The sequence below is a fragment of the Pseudomonas sp. MWU12-2345 genome, assembly GCF_023242385.1.
Taxonomy (GTDB): domain Bacteria; phylum Pseudomonadota; class Gammaproteobacteria; order Pseudomonadales; family Pseudomonadaceae; genus Aquipseudomonas; species Aquipseudomonas gingeri_D.
The window spans coordinates 1-18,346 of sequence record NZ_JALLJA010000020.1; the positions used below are offsets into that span (position 1 = coordinate 1).

Sequence of the window (18,346 nt, forward strand, 5' to 3'; positions counted from 1 at the left end):
TCGAACCGCTGAAGAGGCGAAAACACACTGCCTTTTCAGCTACTTCCACACTTCGATGAACTGAAGCGATCCGCCTGCCAAAACTCCCAAAACCTTTGTAACTCATTGAATCTCAAAGGCTTTTCCGTTTCGACTGCGCCGGAGTGGGGCGAATTATAGAGCCGTGGAATTTCCCGTCAACGCTTATTTTCACTTTTCTGTCATAAGCGTGGAAAACGGTATAGAAACCCCAGGTTTTGCGGTGTTCGAACTGGCCTCTTCGCGGCGGTGCGGCGATCCGACAAGCCCTGCTCCTACAGGTTTGCGTCGTATACAAAATTGGGGAACGACAGAGGACTGTAGGAGCAGGGCTTGCCCGCGAAGAGGCCCGTATAGACGACGCCTATACGGACCTTGTTTACAGACTCGGGAACGCGAACTGCGACGCCTCATGGCTGGCACGTTGCGGCCAGCGCTGGGTGATCGCCTTGCGCCGGGTATAGAAACGCACGCCATCCGGACCATAGGCATGCAGGTCGCCGAACAACGAACGCTTCCAACCACCAAAGCTGTGATAAGCCACCGGCACCGGCAACGGCACATTGACCCCGACCATGCCCACTTCGATCTCGTCGCAGAACAAACGCGCCGCTTCACCGTCACGGGTAAAGATGCAGGTGCCGTTACCGTATTCGTGATCGTTGATCAGTTGCATGGCCGCTTCCAGGCTGTTGACCCGGACGATGCACAGCACCGGCCCGAAGATCTCTTCCTTATAGATGCGCATCTCAGGCGTCACGCGATCGAACAGACAACCACCGAGGAAGAAGCCCTCCTCATGATCCTTGACGCTCAAGCCACGACCGTCGACCACCAACTGCGCGCCCGACGCCACGCCATCGGCAATATAGCCACTGACCTTGTCGCGGTGCTGACCGGTGACCAATGGCCCCATATCCAGACCACACGAAGTACCCGCACCGATCTTCAGCGCCTTGATCTGTGGCACCAGCTTGGCCACCAGCGCGTCCGCCACCTGGTCGCCCACGCAAACAGCCACGGAGATCGCCATGCAACGCTCACCGCAGGAACCATAGGCCGCGCCCATCAAGGCACTGACCGCGTTGTCCAGATCGGCATCCGGCATCAATACCGCATGATTCTTCGCTCCGCCCAGCGCCTGGACACGTTTGCCGCGCTTGGTGCCTTCGGCATAGATGTACTCGGCAATCGGAGTCGAGCCGACAAAGCTCAAGGCCTTGACCTCAGGCGCCTCGATCAACGCGTCCACCGCGGTCTTGTCACCATGCACCACGTTCAGCACACCCTTGGGCAAACCGGCCTCCAGCAACAGCTGGGCGATCAGCAAGGTCGAGCTCGGATCACGCTCGGACGGCTTGAGGATAAAGCAGTTACCGCAAACGATCGCCAGCGGATACATCCACAGGGGCACCATCGCCGGGAAGTTGAATGGCGTGATCCCCGCCACCACGCCCAGCGGCTGGAAATCGGACCAGGCGTCGATGTTCGGACCGACGTTACGGCTGTATTCACCCTTCAGTACTTCCGGCGCGGCGCAGGCGTACTCGACGTTCTCGATACCACGCTTCAATTCACCGGCGGCATCTTCCAGGGTCTTGCCGTGTTCTTCGCTGATCAGTTGGGCGATACGCGCCTCATTCTGTTCCAGCAGTTGCTTGAAGCGGAACATCACCTGGGCACGCTTGGCCGGTGGTGTATTGCGCCAGGCCGGAAAAGCCGCCTTGGCCGAATCGATGGCCTGCTGAATGGTCTCGCGATCCGCCAACGGCACCTGATGGATAACCTGGCCGGTGGACGGGTTGTATACGGCGGCCGTACGACCGGAATCGCTGACCAGTTGGCCGTCGATCAAATGTTGAATTGCGCTCATTGCGGGGCTCCAGAACATGGACGTACAGAAGCGAGTCGCCTCGCTCCTGCCAGGAAATAGTGTTGGTCTTCTATATAGAAGGATCAGTCCAGCTTGTTCAGCACTTCGCCGACCGCATCGAACAGACGATCCAGGTCCTGCGGCTTGCTGTTGAACGTTGGGCCGAACTGCAGGGTGTCGCCACCGAAGCGCACGTAGAAACCGGCCTTCCACAAGGCCATGCCGGCTTCGAACGGACGCACGATGGCGTCGCCGTCACGGCCAGCGATCTGGATCGCCCCGGCCAGACCGTAGTTACGAATGTCGATCACGTTCTTGCTGCCTTTCAAACCGTGCAAGGCATTTTCAAAGTGCGGCGCGACTTCGGCCACGCTCTGTACCAGGTTTTCCTTTTGCAGCAGGTCGAGTGCCGCCAGGCCTGCGGCGCACGCCACCGGGTGTGCCGAGTAGGTGTAGCCGTGGGGGAATTCCACGGCGTACTCGGGGGTCGGCTGATTCATGAAGGTCTGGTAGATCTCGCTGCTGGCAATCACCGCCCCCATAGGAATGGCGCCGTTGGTGACTTGCTTGGCAATGCACATCAGGTCCGGGGTGACGCCAAAGCTGTCGGCGCCGAACATCGCGCCGGTACGCCCGAAGCCGGTGATCACTTCGTCGAACACCAGCAGGATATTGTGCTGGTCGCAGATTTCCCGCAGGCGCTTTAGGTAGCCCTGTGGCGGTACCAGCACACCGGCGGAACCGGCCATGGGCTCGACGAACACCGCCGCGATATTGGACGCATCATGCAGTTCGATCAGCTTGAGCAGCTCATCGGCCAGGGCGATACCGCCCTGCTCCGGCATGCCACGGGAGAAGGCATTGCTCGCCAGCAGGGTGTGGGGCAGATGGTCGACATCCATCATCGCCTGGCCAAACAGTTTACGGTTGCCGTTGACACCGCCCAGGCTGGTACCGGCGATGTTCACCCCGTGGTAACCACGGGCCCGACCGATCATCTTGGTCTTGGTCGCCTGGCCTTTCAGACGCCAGTAGGCCCGCACCATCTTCACCGCGGTATCGGCGCACTCGGAGCCGGAGTCGGTGAAGAACACATGGTTCAGGTTGCCCGGCGTCAGCGCGGTGATTTTCTCCGCCAGCTGGAACGACAGCGGGTGACCGTATTGAAAGCCCGGCGAGTAATCGAGGGTCCCCAGTTGCTTGGCCACCGCTTCCTGGATTTCCTTGCGGGTGTGCCCGGCACCGCAGGTCCACAGGCCGGACAGCGAGTCGTAGACCCGGCGCCCCTTGTCATCGATCAGCCAGCTGCCTTCGGCGGCAACGATCAGGCGCGGATCGCGCTGGAAGTTGCGATTGGCCGTGTAGGGCATCCAGTGGGCATCGAGTTTGAGCTGGCTGGCCAGGGAGCCGGGAGCGTGTTCAGGCATGTTCATGGGCGAAACCTCACAGGGCAATAAGCGGCGCAGGAGTTGAAAGCGTTCTTGCAGCTAAATTGCCATGGCGATAAAGTCGGTGAAATCCAACTTTTCTAATGTTCAGTCAGCAGACCACTAAACAATATGACCCAGCCATGAGCAGCCGCCGCCCCGATCCCCTGGCGCAAGTCAGCGACTTTGATATCCGCTTGCTGCGTATCTTTCGCAGCGTGGTGGAGTGCGGCGGTTTTTCCGCCGCGGAAAGCGTGCTCGGTATCGGCCGCTCGGCCATCAGCCAGCAGATGAGCGATCTGGAGCAACGTCTCGGGCTACGCCTGTGCCAACGTGGACGGGCCGGTTTCTCACTGACCGAGGAAGGTCGCGAGGTCTATCACTCGGCGTTGCAGCTATTGGGCGCACTGGAAAGTTTTCGCACCGAAGTCAACGGCCTGCACCAGCACCTGCGTGGAGAGCTGACCATCGGCCTGACCGACAACCTGGTCACCCTGCCCCATATGCGCATCACCCATGCACTGGCCCAATTGAAGGAACGCGGGCCGGATGTGCAGATCCAGATTCGCATGATCGCCCCCAACGAAGTGGAACAAGGCGTGCTCGACGGCCGCCTGCATGTCGGGGTGGTGCCCCAAGCCAGCGCCTTGTCGGGCCTGGAGTATCAACCGCTGTACAGCGAACGTTCGCTGCTCTACTGCGCGGTGGGACATCCGCTGTTTTATGTGGACGACAAGCAACTGGACGATGAACGGCTCAATGCCCAGGACGCCATCGCTCCGACCTTCCGTCTGCCGGCCGAGATCCAGGCGCATTACCAGGCGCTCAATTGCACCGCGAGTGCTTCGGACCGCGAAGGCATGGCGTTCCTGATCCTGACCGGGCGCTATATCGGCTACCTGCCTGATCACTATGCCAATCTCTGGGTCCAGCAAGGTCGGTTGCGCGCCCTCAAGGCCGGCAGCCGTTTCTATGACCTGAGCCTGGCTTCGGTGACACGTAAAGGGCGGCGCCCACACCTGGTGCTGGAAAGTTTCCTGGAAAGCCTGGCGGCAACCCGCTGAGATATCCACAGCCTTGCGCAATCTTGAACTGGCTTGCGGGCCTCTTCGCCAACAAGCCGGCGCCAGCAAAATATCGTGCCCAAGCCACTGCCGCGAATAGTTGCCCCGAAAGCGACAGAATCGGCCCGGATCCAGGCTTTATATGATGACAGGACTTGTCTCAACCCCCTGGGTACGCTATCTGTGCACGGGTTGCACCCACAGACCCGTTCGGAACTGCCTATGACCGTTGAAGCCCCTGCCCACGCCGGAAAGCCCGCCAGCCGAATTCGCCAGAAAAACCAGGAAGCGATAATCAAGGCCGCCGAAGACGAGTTCGCCCGCCATGGCTTCAAAGGCACCAGCATGAACACCATCGCCCAGAACGCCGGACTGCCCAAGGCCAACCTGCACTATTACTTCACCCACAAGCTGGGCCTGTATATCGCGGTATTGAGCAATATCCTCGAACAGTGGGACGACACCTTCAACCACCTCAGTGTCGATGACGATCCGGCGCAGGCGCTGGCCCGCTACATCCGCGCCAAGATGGAGTTTTCCCGGCGCCAGCCACAGGCCTCGCGGATCTTCGCCATGGAAATCATCAGCGGCGGCGAATGCCTGACCGAGCACTTCAACCAGGACTACCGCGCCTGGTTCCAGGGCCGGGCGAATGTGTTCCAGGCCTGGATCGATGCGGGCAAGATGGATCCGGTCGATCCGGTGCACCTGATCTTCCTGCTCTGGGGCAGCACCCAGCATTACGCCGACTTCGCCACCCAGATCTGTCGCGTCACCGGCCGCCCGCGGCTGACCAAGCAGGACATGGAAGACGCCGGCAACAATCTGATCCGCATTATCCTCAAGGGCTGCGGCCTGACGCCGCCGCTCTGATCCTCTTGAACTGAAGCCGAATCCCGTATGCCTTTTACCCTTGCCGGCCTTTGCGAATACCGCGAGGAAATTCGCAAAAGCCGCTTTATCACCCTCGCCGCCCCGATCACCAGCGTCGCCGAAGCCCAGGCCTTTATCGAGCAACACAGCGACCTGGATGCCACCCACAACTGCTGGGCCTGGAAGCTCGCCGACCAGTACCGCAGCAGTGACGACGGCGAACCCGGCGGTACCGCGGGCCGGCCGATCCTGGCGGCCATCGAGGCCCAGGACTGCGACCAGGTCGCGGTACTGGTCATTCGCTGGTACGGCGGCATCCAACTGGGCACCGGCGGCCTGGCCCGTGCCTATGGCGGCGGCGCCAACAAGTGCCTGCAAAATGCCGAACGACTGCCGCTGATCAGCCGGGTCGCGCTGAGCTGCGCCTGCGGCTTCAGCGAACTGGCGCTGGTCAAGCTACGGGTGGCCGAACTCGGCGGCCTGATCCTGGAAGAGCAGTTCACCGCCAATGGCGTGGAACTCCAGTTGGCGGTGGGCGCAGCGCAGATCGATACCCTGCAACGGCAATTGGCCGATCTCAGCCGCGGCCGCATTCTCCTGCAGCGAGAGGCGTAACCGGCCTCTGTTCACAGCCCCGCCGGTTGCCCACAGTCACTGTGCACCCGACTGTGGATAACCTGAGCACATCCCGCTGTAACCCTTCTGCAACGTGGCTTTGCGGCCGCTGATCAGTTTTTGTCCAATCACCCGCCAACGGCGCAAAATCGTCCAGTAAACAGCGAGTTACCCGGGTTTATCGCGTTTTGAAAATAGCCCGATAGCCTTTATACCCATGCTGCAAGCTTGCGCACAGATACTGTGGAGCAACCTGTGGATAAGCCGTGCAAGGGTGGCCGGGTAGCCGATCCAGCCACGCCTGCGCGAAATTGATCGTTTTTTGATCAGCCCGCACTGACCAATATGGCTTCATTGGACGCTCCGCGCACCGGCAACAACTGCGCGATCCCCCAGGCCAGTTCAAAGAACAGGAACACGGCAATGATCATGCTCGCTCCCTGGCTCAGGGCGTAGGCCTGCCAGGTCGCGAACAGCATCCGGCCCGCCGCGTCATAGCGGCCGAATGTCTGTTGCGGATCGCGGATACGCAATACCGCCCAGACGCAGACGATCGAGCCCAACAAGTTCGCCATCAGCAGGTGCACAGGCGCAAACGGCGGAAAGCTTCCCGGCAGGTTCAGCGCGGCGGCCAGCGCCAGCAGGGCAGCATGCAAGGCGAGAAAACTCCAGGGGGTGACAAAGGCCGCCGTCACGATCAAGTCATACCAACCGCTGGCCCGGACCAGTCGACGGTACTGCGCTGTGCTCCACATAAGGCATCTCCATAGCGATTCAAGGAACACAGAGGCTAAAGCCTGGAGTATGCTCCAAGGTCAAGCCTTTCCAGAGAACAGACAGCATGCGTATCGGTGAACTGGCCCGTGCCTGTACCGTCAGTTGCGACACCCTGCGTTTCTACGAGCAGCGCGGCTTGATCGTGGCCCAACGTAGCGCCAACGGTTATCGCAACTATCCTCCCGAGATGGTGCAACTGGTGCAGTACATCAAGACCGCCCAGCGCCTGGGTTTCAGCCTGGGGGAAATCGGCAGCAGCGTCGCCGGCGTGTGGCATGCGCCGGATGCCGACAGCGCCGTCACGCAACTGCTGCAAGACAAGCTCACGCTGATCGAAGCACGCATCGCCGACCTGGGTGAGTTGCGTTTGGAACTGCAGCATCGCCTGCAGCAAAGTTGTCCTCTGAGAACCGGACTTTCATCTGACAAGGAGTTTGCTCATGAGCAGTAAGAATGCATTGATCATCGGTGCTTCCCGAGGCCTTGGACTCGGGCTGGCCAAACAACTGCTGGCCGACGGCTGGGACGTGACCGCCACCGTGCGCGATGTCCACAAGGCCGATGCCCTGAAGGCCGTCGGACCGGTCCGTATCGAAGCCCTGGACATGGACGATCACGCGGCGGTGGTCGCGCTGGCGCAACGTCTGGAAGGCCAGGTCTTCGACCTGCTGTTCCTCAATGCCGGCGTCAAGGGGCCTGACGATCAACGACCGGGCAATGCCTCGCTGAGCGAGATCGGCCAGTTGTTCATGACCAATGCCGTCGCCCCCGTGGCCCTGGCCCAGCGCTTCGTCGGGCAGATCCGCCCGGGCAATGGCGTAGTCGCCTTCATGAGTTCGGGCCTGGGCAGCGTGACCACCCCCGACGCACCGAACCTGGCCTTCTACAAGGCGAGCAAGGCCGCACTGAACTCCATGGCCAGCACCTTCCTCAGCGAAATCGAAGCGCCGACCTTCACCGTCCTGTCGATGCACCCGGGCTGGGTGAAAACCGACATGGGCGGCGAAGACGCGGATATCGACGTGGCCACCAGCGTTCGCGGCCTGATCGATCAGGTCAATGCCTATTCCGGCCGGGGCGGGCATCACTTCATCAACTATAAGGGCGAGACCATTCCCTGGTAAGCAACAACCCCTGCAGGAGCGCCGACGGGCTGCTCCCGCAGCGGATTTAGCCAGTGTTTCGACAGACATCTGTAGAATGTCCACCCACTGCACCTGATGAGAAAAAAGACCATGTACGACTGGCTCAATGCCCTGCCCAAGGCAGAACTGCACCTGCACCTGGAAGGCTCGCTGGAGCCGGAGCTGCTGTTTGCCCTGGCCGAACGCAACAAGATCGCCCTGCCGTGGAACGATGTGGACACCTTGCGCAAGGCCTATGCCTTCAACAACCTGCAGGAATTCCTCGACCTCTACTACCAGGGCGCCGATGTGCTGCGCACCTCCCAGGATTTCTACGACCTGACCTGGGCCTACCTGTTGCGCTGCAAGGCGCAGAACGTGATCCACACCGAACCCTTCTTCGATCCGCAGACCCACACCGACCGGGGCATCCCCTTCGAAGTGGTGCTCAATGGCATTGCCGCGGCCCTCAAGGACGGCGAACAGCAACTGGGCATCAGCAGCGGCCTGATCCTCAGCTTCCTGCGTCATCTCAGTGAAGACGAAGCGCAGAAGACCCTGGACCAGGCGCTACCGTTTCGCGATGCGTTTGTCGCGGTCGGCCTCGACAGTTCGGAAATGGGCCACCCGCCGAGCAAGTTCCAGCGGGTCTTCGATCGTGCCCGTGGCGAAGGTTTCCTGACCGTCGCCCATGCCGGCGAGGAAGGTCCGCCGGAGTACATCTGGGAAGCCCTCGACCTGCTGAAGATCCAGCGTATCGACCATGGTGTCCGTGCCATCGAAGACGAGCGGCTGATGCAGCGGATCATCGATGAGCAGATCCCGCTGACTGTCTGCCCGTTGTCCAACACCAAGCTCTGCGTGTTCGACCACATGTCGCAGCACAACATCCTCGACATGCTCGAACGCGGCGTGAAGGTCACGGTGAACTCCGATGACCCGGCCTACTTTGGCGGTTATGTGACCGAGAACTTCCACGCCCTGTACACCGACCTGGGCATGACCAAGGAACAGGCCCAGCGCCTGGCGCAGAACAGCCTGGATGCACGGTTGGTCAAGCCTTGATAAACCCGGCCTGAGCAACAACACCGAACTGTAGGAGCAAGGCTTGCCTGCGAAGGGGGCCGCAAGATCGCCAAAAGCTTCGCGGGCAAGCCGGGACGCCGGACCGCCTGCTCCTACAAAGTTATGTCGTACTCCCTGTTTGCGCTCGACGCCACTGCGCTTATACCACCTCGCTCAACTCCTCCAGCGCCTTGCCCTTGGTTTCCATGCCGAAGCGCCAGACCAGCGCCGCCGCAATCGCGAAGCACAACGCCCCCAGGGCAAACACCCCACCCTGCCCCGTCACCGGGAACACCAACCCGGTCACCAGCGGCCCGAGCAACGAGCCAATCCGTCCCACCGCCGAAGCAAAACCGGAACCCGTGGCCCGCGCCGATGTCGGGTACAACTCCGGCGTGTAGGTGTACAACACCGCCCACATGCCGAACAGGAAGAACTGCATCAACAACCCCGAGCCCACCAGCAAGCCGACATTGCCGCCGAACACCGCGCTCTGCCCGTAGAAAAACGCCATGACCCCGCCACCGAGCAAGGTCACGATACACACCGGCTTACGCCCCCAGCGCTCCACCAGCCAGGCCGCCATCAGAAACCCAGGAATCCCGCCCAGGGAAATCAGCACCGTGTAATACACCGACTGCGTTACCGCGAACCCCGACTGCTGCAGCAAGGCGCTGAGCCAGGAGGTCAGGCCGTAGAAACCGAGCAAGGCAAAGAACCAGACGCTCCAGATCATCATCGTGCGCTGGCGGTACAGCGGCGACCACAATTGTTGAAAGGCCGAAAAGAAGCTCGGCGCGCGGTCCACGCCACGGGGCAGACGCAGCGGAATCGGCAGCGAGGTGCGCTTGAGCGAGGCCTGCACCCGCGCCTCGATATCCCCCAGCACCTTGTCCGCCGCCCCATGATGCCCGGCCTGTTCCAGCCAACGCGGCGACTCGGGAATAAAAAAGCGGATCGCCAGGACAAACACCGCCGGTATCGCCAGCACCAGGAAGATGTCCCGCCAGCCCACCAGCGGCAGGAGGAAATACGACAGCACCCCCGCCGCGACAAAACCAAGGGGCCAGAAGCCGTCCATCAGCGCGATATAACGCCCGCGGCGCTTGGCCGGAATCAGTTCCGAAAGCATCGACTGGGCAATCGGAAACTCCATGCCCATGCCGAACCCCAGCAGGATGCGAAACAGCGTCAGTGTCTCGACTGTCTGCGCGGTGGAACACAGGTAGCTGGCCACGCCCCAGAGCACGATGCTCCACTGGAAGACCGGTTTGCGCCCGAAACGATCGGCCAGCATCCCCGACAACGAAGCCCCGACCACCATGCCGAAGAAACTCGAACTGGCCAGCAGACCGGCCTGGGCGCTACTGAGGGCGAATTCGGCTTTGATCGAGCCGAGCAGGAAAGTCATCATCGCCAGGTCCATGGAGTCGAAGAAAAACGCCAGGGCGATGATGATGAAAATCAGCCGGTGATAACCGCTGATGGGCAAGCGTTCCAGTCGTTCCGCCGCGCTGTAGCCTTGAACTTCCATGGGATATCCCTCGATTCGAATCTTCGATCGAGTGTGCGGTATCGTCAGGAGGGCTTGTTTCTGGATACGACCTGTTTGCAGTCTTGCGCGACGCCCGCCGCATCCGTGCGGCAGGCTACCGGGGCTCAGCCGGCCAATTCGAGCTCGATTTCACTGGCCAGCTTGTCGATCTGCCGCTGCCCGAGCGCGGACACCTGCAAGGCCCGGGAGTCTTCCCGCAAGGCCAGCCAACCGGATTGCAGGAACAGTTGCAGCAGCCCGGCGCCCAGCGCGCCACCCAGATGCGGGCGACGTTGCAGGTCGTGGCAGACACAGGCGATCTCACGCTGCCCATGGGCCAACGCCTGGATGTACAGGCCGCGCTCGGCCAGGTGCGCCGCGCCCTTGCTGGTGACCCGCAGCCGCAGTTCCTGCTGTTCGACCCAGCCCGCCCCCAGCAGGCGCTGGTACAGCTCGCAAGCCAACTCACCGCCCAGGTGATCGTGGCACACCCGGGCATGCCGCAAGGCGTCGGCATCGGGGGCCATGGCCTTGACCGCATGGGCCATCGCCAGCGGTGCACTGGCCAATGAAGCACTGGCCAGAGCCTGCACCGCCGTGCCGACTTCCGGGGCGGCGAGGCGGAAGAAGCGCTTGCGCCCGCGCTCCTCGATACGGACCAGGCCGCCTGAACTCAGGCGCGCCAGATGGGCGCTGGCCGAGGACAGCGACAGGCCCGTGCACAGGGCCAACTCATCGGCAGCCCGGGCGCTGCCATCCAACAACGCCCACATCATTGCACTGCGCTTGGGGTCTGCAAGCAACGTGGCAATCTGACTGACGCAAGGTGCATATTCCATGTCTTCACTCCCTGTTGAAACATTGATCGAACGCACACGGGGCATACTGAGGAGTAATCCCGCCCAAGCCAAGACGCGAAAATGCCAAAAAAGGGGCGATTTTTTCGTCGTTCGGCAATCAACGGTGGCGAATGAAACAAAATTCTTCATTCGCCAAAAGGATATTGGATCCAATGTCTTCAGCCTAAACCACAATGTGCGCGGAGCCGACCTTTATTCCTGAACGGGTTGTAACAGAACCTCTTCGGGATCCGCGTGTCTCATGACCGGGAAACCGGCGCCAGTCGCCCCAGCTGCGCGCACCGCCGGCTCAACATCTCGCGCAGCAGATTCACCGGCTTACTCAATTGAGCGCGATGGGCGCACAACAAATTCAGCGGAGCACGCTCACAGCGCAACTCCGGCAACAGCACCTGCAAGCGTCCCGCGAGGACATCGGCCGACACATCCAGCCAGGATTTGTAGGCGATACCGACCCCGGCCACGGCCCAGCGCCGCACCACATCGGCATCGTCGCTGAAGCGATCGCCACTGACGGTCAGGCCGACGTCGCGCTTGCCGTCGTGAAAACTCCAATGGTCATGCACCCGACTGCTCAACATGTAGAGCAGGCAGTTGTGCTGCGCCAGTTGCGCCAAGGTGCGAGGTTCGCCGTGCCGCGCCAGATAGCTGGGTGCCGCGCACAGCACCCGGCGGTTGTCCGGGGCCACGGGCAGCGCCACCAGGCTGGAGTCCTCCGGCTCGCCATAACGCAAGGCAATGTCCACCGGCTGGCGGAACAGATCGGCGATACGGTCGCCCAGCAGCAGGCGCACGGTCAGTTGCGGGTGCTCGCACTGGAACTCGTCCAGCCAGGGCAGCAGCAGGTTGCGCCCGAAGTCCGAGGGCGCCGACAACTGCAAGACGCCGCTGACCTGGTCCTGGCCGCGAGCCAGCAGACGGCGGCCCTCATCGAGTTGGCTCAACGCCCCCCGGGCATATTCAAGGAAGCCCTCGCCTTCGGCAGTCAGCCTCAGGCTGCGGGTTGAGCGTGCCAGCAGGCGCGCGCCCAGTTGCTGCTCGATCCGCTTCAAGGCCGCACTGGCCACCGCCGCCGACATGTCCATGACCCGCGCCGCCGCCGACAGGCTGCCCAGGTCGGCAGCACGGACAAACAACTGCAAGTCATCGAAACGCAACATGGTGGCCTCGGCATTATCAAAAAAATATTGAAAGAGACTGCTGTTTTAGCCGGTTTTATCTTCAAGTGAAATAGCCAATCATGACCCCATCGAAATCACTGCCCTCTGGAGTTTTCCCATGAAAGCCATTGCCTTCTACGCGTCCCTGCCCGTCAACGACCCGTTGTCCTTGCAAGACATCGAACTGCCCGCCCCGGTCGCCGGTCCCCGTGACCTGCTGGTGGAGGTCAGGGCGATCTCCGTCAATCCGGTGGACACCAAGGTCCGTCAATTCATGCCGCCTGAAAACGGCGAAGCCAAGGTGCTCGGTTGGGATGTGGCCGGTGTGGTCAAGGCGGTGGGCAACGACGTCAGCCTGTTCAAGGTTGGCGACCCGGTCTTCTATGCCGGCTCCCTGACCCGTCCCGGCGGCAACAGCGAGCTGCACGTAGTGGACGAGCGCATTGTCGGGCACAAGCCGAAAAGCCTGGGTTTTGCCGAAGCCGCCGCCTTGCCGCTGACCGCCATCACCGCCTGGGAGCTGCTGTTCGAGCGCCTGCAGATCGCCGAGAACAAAGCCGATCAGGGCCAGAGCCTGCTGATCGTCGGCGCGGCCGGGGGTGTCGGTTCGATCCTGACCCAGCTCGCCAGCCAGTTGACCGGCCTGAAAGTCATCGGCACCGCTTCACGGGCCGAAACCAAGGATTGGGTCACGGCGTTGGGCGCCGACCTGGTGATCGATCACAGCCTGCCGCTGAGCGAAGAACTCAAGGCCCATGGCCAGGTGCACGTGACCCACGTCGCCAGCCTGACCCAGACCGACAGCCACCTCGACCAGTTGGTCGAAGCCCTCAAGCCCCAGGGCAAGCTGGCGCTGATCGACGACCCGAAAAGCCTCGATATCAGCAAGCTCAAGCGCAAGAGCCTGTCGTTGCACTGGGAGTTCATGTACACCCGTTCGATGTTCGAGACAGACGACATGATCGAACAGCACAACCTGCTCAACCGCGTCGCCGAACTGATCGATGCCGGTGTGTTGAAAACCACGGTGGGCGAGCACTTCGGCCAGATCAATGCCGCCAACCTGCGCCGTGCCCATGGGGTTCTGGAAAGCGGCAAGGCCAAGGGCAAGATCGTGCTGGAAGGCTTCTGAGCAACCACCAGTCAGATGATTGAGCCTGGTCATCTAAAAGCAGGAAATCAGCGCTACACTCGTACCCTCACTGCTGTTTTGGTTTTATCGCAGTCATTTTCAAGCAACAGAGAATGAGCCGTTACCAACAGGAGGAAGTGCGCAATGAATATACTGCTTAAAGAACTGACCAGGCCCCACGGCAATCAATGGCAGGTCCGCCTGGACCAGCACGTGGTGACCTTCCGTAGCGAAGCTGAAGCCCGTGCCTTTGTCGCCACTCTGCAAAGCAGGCTGCTGGCCCCCCACGCTTTCCCCGAACACAGGCAACGCGCCGTCGGTTAATCCCGCGTCGGGAACCTAGCCCTGGATGACTCGTGCGTTGTGTACGCGGCGAGTCGACATGGCCAGCGTGACCACCAGCACACCGCACAAGCTGATGACCAGGGCCATCGGCACGGCGCTGCCATCGTGCAACACGCCGACCAATGAGGCCGCCGCCGCCGCCACGCCGAACTGCAGGCAACCCAGGGTTGCCGATGCGCTGCCGGCGCGCGCGCCCTGGCCGTTCATGGCACAGGCCGAAGCATTGGGCAAAATACAGCCCAGGCTGGAAATACAGATGAACAGCGGCACCAGCAATGGCCACAGCTGTTGCGGGTGCAGGCTGCTGATCGCCAGCAGTGTCAGGCCGGCCACCAGGTAGACCCACACCGCGCGGACCAGCAGAAAGGCCGGACCACGCTTGGCCAGCAGACGCGCATTGACCTGCGCGGTCAGGATGAAGCCCGCGGCGTTGGTGCCGAACAACCAGCCGTAGTGCTCGGCCGGTACGCCATAAAGCTTGATGAACACGAACGGCGAACCGGCGATATAGGCAAACATCCCGGCAATCGCGATGCCGCCGGTCAGGGCGTGGCCGAGGAACAGGCGGTCGCCCAGCAAGCGGCCGTATTGGCGCAGCGCCCCCGACAACGGCGGACGTGGCTGATTGGCCGGCAGGCTCTCGGGCAGGCCGAGAATCACAGCGATGGCCGCCAGGGCACTGAAGATCGTCAGGGCGACAAAAATCGAATGCCAGCCATAGAGGTTGACCAGCACGCCGCCGAGCATCGGCGCCAGGATCGGTGCCAGTCCCACCACCAGCATCAGCTGTGAGAAGACCTTGGCCGACCCCACCGCGTCGCATTTGTCGCTGACCACCGCCCGGGAAATCACCATCCCGGCGCAGCCGCCCAGGGCCTGGACGAAACGCGCGGCAATCAACCAGTCCAGGCTCGGGGCAAAGGAACAGGCCAGGGACGCGACGGTGAACAGCGCCACCCCCACCAGCAATGGCACCCGCCGACCGAAACGATCGGCTACTGGCCCGTAGGCCAACTGGCCGATGGAAAGGCCAAGGAAATACACCGCCAGGGTCAGCTGGATATGTTTTTCATCGGTCCCGAAGGCAGTGGCCATGGCCGGAAAGCCCGGCAGGTAGAAGTCGATGGCCAGGGGCGCGAAGGCGCTCAGGGCGCCAAGAATCAGGATGGTTCGCAGGTTCATCAGGTGTCCAGGGAAGATCGGCGCGGGTCGCTAGTCTAGCGGCGCGAGGAGGCCTAGAACAATCTGATAGGTCGCTAACTATTAAAAAAACCGAATCCGCGTCAACCGGCCAGCTTCGCCTCATAACCTTCTTCGCTGATGGCGCTGAGCACTTCCTCCGCCGACAGCCGGCTGCTGACACCGACTTCCTTCGTCGCCAGGTCGACCCGCACCTCGGCCGCCGGATCGCGGGCCTGGACCGCCTGGGTAATGGCCCGTACACAGTGACCGCAGGACATACCCTGGACATTGAAGACTTGCATGACACAGCTCCTTTCATGGGGGAATATGGGCAGTCTCAAGCTTGCCACCGTGGCAAGGTCAAGTTCCTGATGACACTGCCGGGCTGGCATTTAACGCAAGCCTGCGCCAAGCTTCGGCATCGACGATCAAACCGTAGGAGATTCAGCCATGCGCTGGTCAGCATTCAGCCTGTTCGGCCTTCTCAGCATTTTCGGTGCGAGCCCTTTCGCCACTGCGGCCGGAGAGAACTATGCCGTCCTGATCATTTCGCGCGAGCGCCTGGAAGTCTCCACTTCCTGCGAGATCGGCATCTATCTGCAGGATCAACTGTCCGGCCGTCTCTTCCAGGAGCAGTCCAGCTCCTTCAACCTGCCGCCAGGCAATGTCTCGATCCGCTTGAAATTCCTGCCCGGACAGACCCCAGGCTGCGAAGCCGGCATGCTGACCACCCCCGAGCAGGTGATCAAGCTCAACGGCGGCGATGTGCGCAAGTTCTCCATCGTCGGCGGCCCGGAAGGCCTGCGCCTGAAACAGGCACCGCTGGGTTATCAATAAGGGCTTGACCTTGCCAAGGGGGCAAGGTTGATCCTTGGGGCAACTTCTCAAGGAGTATTGCCCATGCTCGCCTCCACCCTCTTCGACCTGCCGATCGCCGGCATGACCTGCGCCAGTTGCGCCGGCCGTGTCGAACGCGCCCTGAGCAAGGTCGCCGGCGCCAGTGCCGTCAGCGTCAACCTCGCCACCGAGCAGGCCCGCGTCCAGGCCCCCGCCGATAGCCTGCCGGCGCTGCTGCGCGCCGTCGAGCAGGCCGGTTACAGCGTGCCCACCCACAGCCTGGAACTGGAGATCGGCGGTATGACCTGCGCTTCCTGCGCCGGCCGGGTCGAGCGGGCCTTGAGCAAGGTGTCCGGCGTGCAGAACGTGAGTGTCAACCTGGCCAGCGAACGGGCCCATCTGGATCTGCTGGGCCAAGTCGACTCCAGCGTGCTGATCGCCGCGGTCACCGGCGCCGGCTACCGCGCCAGCCTGCGGCAAAGCGAGGCCGCCGTCGCCCAGGACCAGCAACGGCGCCTGCACCGTGAACGCCTGTCCCTGCTGCTGGCGATCGCCCTGGCCCTGCCGCTGGTGGTGCCGATGCTGGCCCAGCCGCTGGGTTACCACTGGATGCTTCCGGCCTGGCTGCAATGGGCCCTGGCCACGCCGGTACAGTTCATCTTCGGCGCGCGCTTCTATGTCGCCGCCTGGAAAGCCGTCAAGGCCGGGGCCGGCAATATGGACCTGCTGGTCGCCCTCGGCACCAGCGCCGGTTATGGCCTGAGCCTGTATCAGTGGGCCAACGCCGCGCCCGGCAGCATGCCCCATCTGTACTTCGAAGCCTCGGCGGTGGTGATCGCCCTGGTGCTGCTCGGCAAATACCTGGAAAGCCGCGCCAAGCGCCAGACCGCCAGCGCCATCCGCGCCCTGGAAGCCTTGCGTCCGGAGCGGGCGATCCAGGTGATCGACGGCCGCGAGCAGGACGTGGCCATCAGTGCCCTGCGTCTCGATGACCTGGTACTGGTCAAACCCGGCGAACGCTTTCCGGTGGACGGCGAAGTGGTCGAGGGCCGCAGCCACGCCGATGAAGCCCTGATCAGCGGCGAAAGCCTGCCGGTGCCCAAGCAGCCCGGCGACCCGGTCACTGGCGGGGCCATCAACGGCGAAGGGCGGTTGCTGGTGAAAACCCGGGCGCTGGGTGCCGAGACCGTACTGGCGCGGATCATCCGCCTGGTGGAAGACGCCCAGGCCGGCAAGGCGCCGATCCAGAAACTGGTGGACAAGGTCAGCCAGGTGTTTGTCCCGACCGTTCTGTTGCTGGCCCTGGCGACGCTGATCGGCTGGTGGCTGCACGGCGCGCCGCTGGAGACCGCGCTGATCAATGCGGTGGCGGTGCTGGTGATTGCCTGCCCCTGCGCCCTGGGCCTGGCGACTCCGACGGCGATCATGGCCGGCACCGGCGTGGCCGCGCGCCATGGCATTCTGATCAAGGACGCCGAGGCCCTGGAGCGCGCCCATGAAGTCAGCGCCGTGGTCTTCGACAAGACCGGCACCCTGACTTCCGGCGCACCGCGCATCGCCCACCTGATCACCACGGCCGGTGACGACGACAACGCGTTGCAACTGGCCGGCGCCCTCCAGCGCGGCAGCGAACATCCCCTGGCCAAGGCGGTGCTGGACGCCTGCGCGGAACGCGGCCTGGTCCTGGCGGATGTCAGTGACAGCCGCGCGCTGAGTGGGCGCGGCATTGCCGGTCGCCTCGACGAACGCGCCCTGGCCCTGGGCAATCAGCGTCTGCTGGATGAAAGCGGCCTGAACGCAGGCGCATTGGCCGAGTCCGCGAGCGCCTGGGAAGCAGAAGGTCGGACCTTGTCCTGGTTGATCGAGCAAAGCCCGCAACCACGGGTGCTCGGCCTGTTCGCCTTCGGTGACACCCTCAAGCACGGCGCCCTGCAAGCCATCGCACAGCTCAAGGCCCGGCAGATCAGCTGCCACCTGCTGACCGGCGACAACCGTGGCAGCGCCAGGGTGGTCGCCGAGGCCCTGGGTATCGACGATGTTCACGCCCAGGTGCTGCCGGCGGACAAAGCCGCCATCGTCGCCGAGTTGAAACGCAACGGTGTGGTGGCAATGGTCGGCGACGGCATCAACGACGCCCCGGCACTGGCCGCCGCCGATATCGGCATTGCCATGGGTGGCGGCACCGATGTCGCCATGCACGCGGCGGGCATCACCCTGATGCGCGGCGATCCGCGGCTGGTGCCAGCGGCTCTGGAAATCAGCCGCAAGACCTATGGGAAGATCCGCCAGAATCTGTTCTGGGCCTTCGTCTATAACCTGATCGGCATTCCCCTGGCCGCCTTCGGCCTGCTCAATCCGGTACTGGCCGGTGCGGCCATGGCCTTGTCCAGCGTCAGCGTAGTAAGCAATGCCTTGCTGCTCAAGACCTGGAAACCCAAAGACCTCGACTGAAGGAGTTGT

18 protein-coding genes are annotated in these 18,346 nt (G+C 62.5%); 10 read left to right on the plus strand and 8 right to left on the minus strand.

Translation table 11 applies throughout. The annotated features are described in order from the left end of the window. Window positions 1-397 precede the first annotated feature (397 nt). Window positions 398-1,891: a CoA-acylating methylmalonate-semialdehyde dehydrogenase gene (locus M5C71_RS28240; RefSeq protein WP_152741626.1), complete on the minus strand. Its 1,494-nt coding sequence runs from the start codon at window positions 1,889-1,891 to the stop codon at window positions 398-400. Between the two features lie 83 nt (window positions 1,892-1,974). Continuing rightward, window positions 1,975-3,324: an aspartate aminotransferase family protein gene (locus M5C71_RS28245; RefSeq protein ID WP_100944339.1), complete on the minus strand. Its 1,350-nt coding sequence runs from the start codon at window positions 3,322-3,324 to the stop codon at window positions 1,975-1,977. Window positions 3,325-3,461: 137 nt separating this feature from the next. On the opposite strand from M5C71_RS28245, the gene M5C71_RS28250 reads away from it, so the two are divergent. From M5C71_RS28250 to M5C71_RS28260, 3 genes are all read left to right on the plus strand, one after another. Next, entirely contained in the window at window positions 3,462-4,382 is a 921-nt protein-coding gene (locus M5C71_RS28250) for a LysR family transcriptional regulator (protein ID WP_100944338.1), read from the plus strand. Window positions 4,383-4,604: 222 nt separating this feature from the next. After that, entirely contained in the window at window positions 4,605-5,255 is a 651-nt protein-coding gene (locus M5C71_RS28255; protein WP_103499822.1) for a TetR/AcrR family transcriptional regulator, read from the plus strand. A 27-nt stretch (window positions 5,256-5,282) separates the two neighbouring features. Then, window positions 5,283-5,870, plus strand: a complete 588-nt coding sequence (locus M5C71_RS28260) for a YigZ family protein (protein WP_103499823.1) — start codon at window positions 5,283-5,285, stop codon at window positions 5,868-5,870. Window positions 5,871-6,196: 326 nt separating this feature from the next. Here M5C71_RS28260 and M5C71_RS28265 read toward each other — a convergent pair whose 3' ends face one another. Continuing rightward, window positions 6,197-6,625, minus strand: a complete 429-nt coding sequence (locus tag M5C71_RS28265) for a hypothetical protein (RefSeq protein ID WP_248769283.1) — start codon at window positions 6,623-6,625, stop codon at window positions 6,197-6,199. Window positions 6,626-6,711: 86 nt separating this feature from the next. Here M5C71_RS28265 and M5C71_RS28270 point away from each other — a divergent pair, with 86 nt between their 5' ends. The 3 genes from M5C71_RS28270 (at window position 6,712) to M5C71_RS28280 (ending at window position 8,836) form a co-directional block, all read left to right on the plus strand. Next, window positions 6,712-7,098 carry a MerR family transcriptional regulator gene (locus M5C71_RS28270; RefSeq protein ID WP_248769284.1) on the plus strand — a complete coding sequence of 129 codons (387 nt, stop codon included), beginning with the start codon at window positions 6,712-6,714 and terminating at the stop codon, window positions 7,096-7,098. Next, window positions 7,088-7,771, plus strand: a complete 684-nt coding sequence (locus M5C71_RS28275; RefSeq protein ID WP_248769285.1) for an SDR family oxidoreductase — start codon at window positions 7,088-7,090, stop codon at window positions 7,769-7,771. The genes M5C71_RS28270 and M5C71_RS28275 overlap by 11 nt, the downstream gene beginning before the upstream one ends. Window positions 7,772-7,882: 111 nt before the next feature. Continuing rightward, window positions 7,883-8,836, plus strand: a complete 954-nt coding sequence (locus M5C71_RS28280) for an adenosine deaminase (RefSeq protein ID WP_103499827.1) — start codon at window positions 7,883-7,885, stop codon at window positions 8,834-8,836. Window positions 8,837-8,996: 160 nt separating this feature from the next. On the opposite strand, the gene M5C71_RS28285 is transcribed toward M5C71_RS28280, so the two are convergent. The 3 genes from M5C71_RS28285 to M5C71_RS28295 all read right to left on the minus strand — a co-directional run bounded on the left by M5C71_RS28285 (window position 8,997) and on the right by M5C71_RS28295 (window position 12,390). Then, window positions 8,997-10,370, minus strand: a complete 1,374-nt coding sequence (locus M5C71_RS28285) for an MFS transporter (protein ID WP_247263412.1) — start codon at window positions 10,368-10,370, stop codon at window positions 8,997-8,999. A gap of 125 nt (window positions 10,371-10,495) precedes the next feature. Next, window positions 10,496-11,209, minus strand: a complete 714-nt coding sequence (locus M5C71_RS28290; RefSeq protein ID WP_248769286.1) for a helix-turn-helix transcriptional regulator — start codon at window positions 11,207-11,209, stop codon at window positions 10,496-10,498. A gap of 260 nt (window positions 11,210-11,469) precedes the next feature. Then, window positions 11,470-12,390, minus strand: a complete 921-nt coding sequence (locus tag M5C71_RS28295; protein ID WP_248769287.1) for a LysR family transcriptional regulator — start codon at window positions 12,388-12,390, stop codon at window positions 11,470-11,472. A 118-nt stretch (window positions 12,391-12,508) separates the two neighbouring features. Here M5C71_RS28295 and M5C71_RS28300 point away from each other — a divergent pair, with 118 nt between their 5' ends. Both M5C71_RS28300 and M5C71_RS28305 read left to right on the plus strand, forming a co-directional pair. Next, complete coding sequence (locus tag M5C71_RS28300) at window positions 12,509-13,522, plus strand: zinc-binding alcohol dehydrogenase family protein (RefSeq protein ID WP_248769288.1); 1,014 nt, start codon at window positions 12,509-12,511, stop codon at window positions 13,520-13,522. Window positions 13,523-13,666: 144 nt separating this feature from the next. After that, entirely contained in the window at window positions 13,667-13,846 is a 180-nt protein-coding gene (locus M5C71_RS28305; RefSeq protein ID WP_177101364.1) for a hypothetical protein, read from the plus strand. A gap of 15 nt (window positions 13,847-13,861) precedes the next feature. Here the strand turns inward: M5C71_RS28305 and M5C71_RS28310 are convergent, their stop codons facing one another. Both M5C71_RS28310 and M5C71_RS28315 read right to left on the minus strand, forming a co-directional pair. Beyond that, window positions 13,862-15,049, minus strand: a complete 1,188-nt coding sequence (locus M5C71_RS28310; protein ID WP_152741617.1) for a multidrug effflux MFS transporter — start codon at window positions 15,047-15,049, stop codon at window positions 13,862-13,864. Window positions 15,050-15,150: 101 nt separating this feature from the next. After that, window positions 15,151-15,351, minus strand: a complete 201-nt coding sequence (locus tag M5C71_RS28315; protein WP_103496996.1) for a cation transporter — start codon at window positions 15,349-15,351, stop codon at window positions 15,151-15,153. Window positions 15,352-15,499: 148 nt separating this feature from the next. Between M5C71_RS28315 and M5C71_RS28320 the strand changes: the two genes are divergently transcribed. Together M5C71_RS28320 and M5C71_RS28325 are read left to right on the plus strand one after the other, a co-directional pair. After that, the gene (locus tag M5C71_RS28320; protein WP_152741616.1) at window positions 15,500-15,886 is read left to right on the plus strand and encodes a hypothetical protein; all 387 of its coding nucleotides are present in this window, start codon (window positions 15,500-15,502) and stop codon (window positions 15,884-15,886) included. 63 nt (window positions 15,887-15,949) lie between these two features. Further along, window positions 15,950-18,337, plus strand: a complete 2,388-nt coding sequence (locus M5C71_RS28325) for a heavy metal translocating P-type ATPase (protein ID WP_248769289.1) — start codon at window positions 15,950-15,952, stop codon at window positions 18,335-18,337. Window positions 18,338-18,346 lie beyond the last annotated feature (9 nt).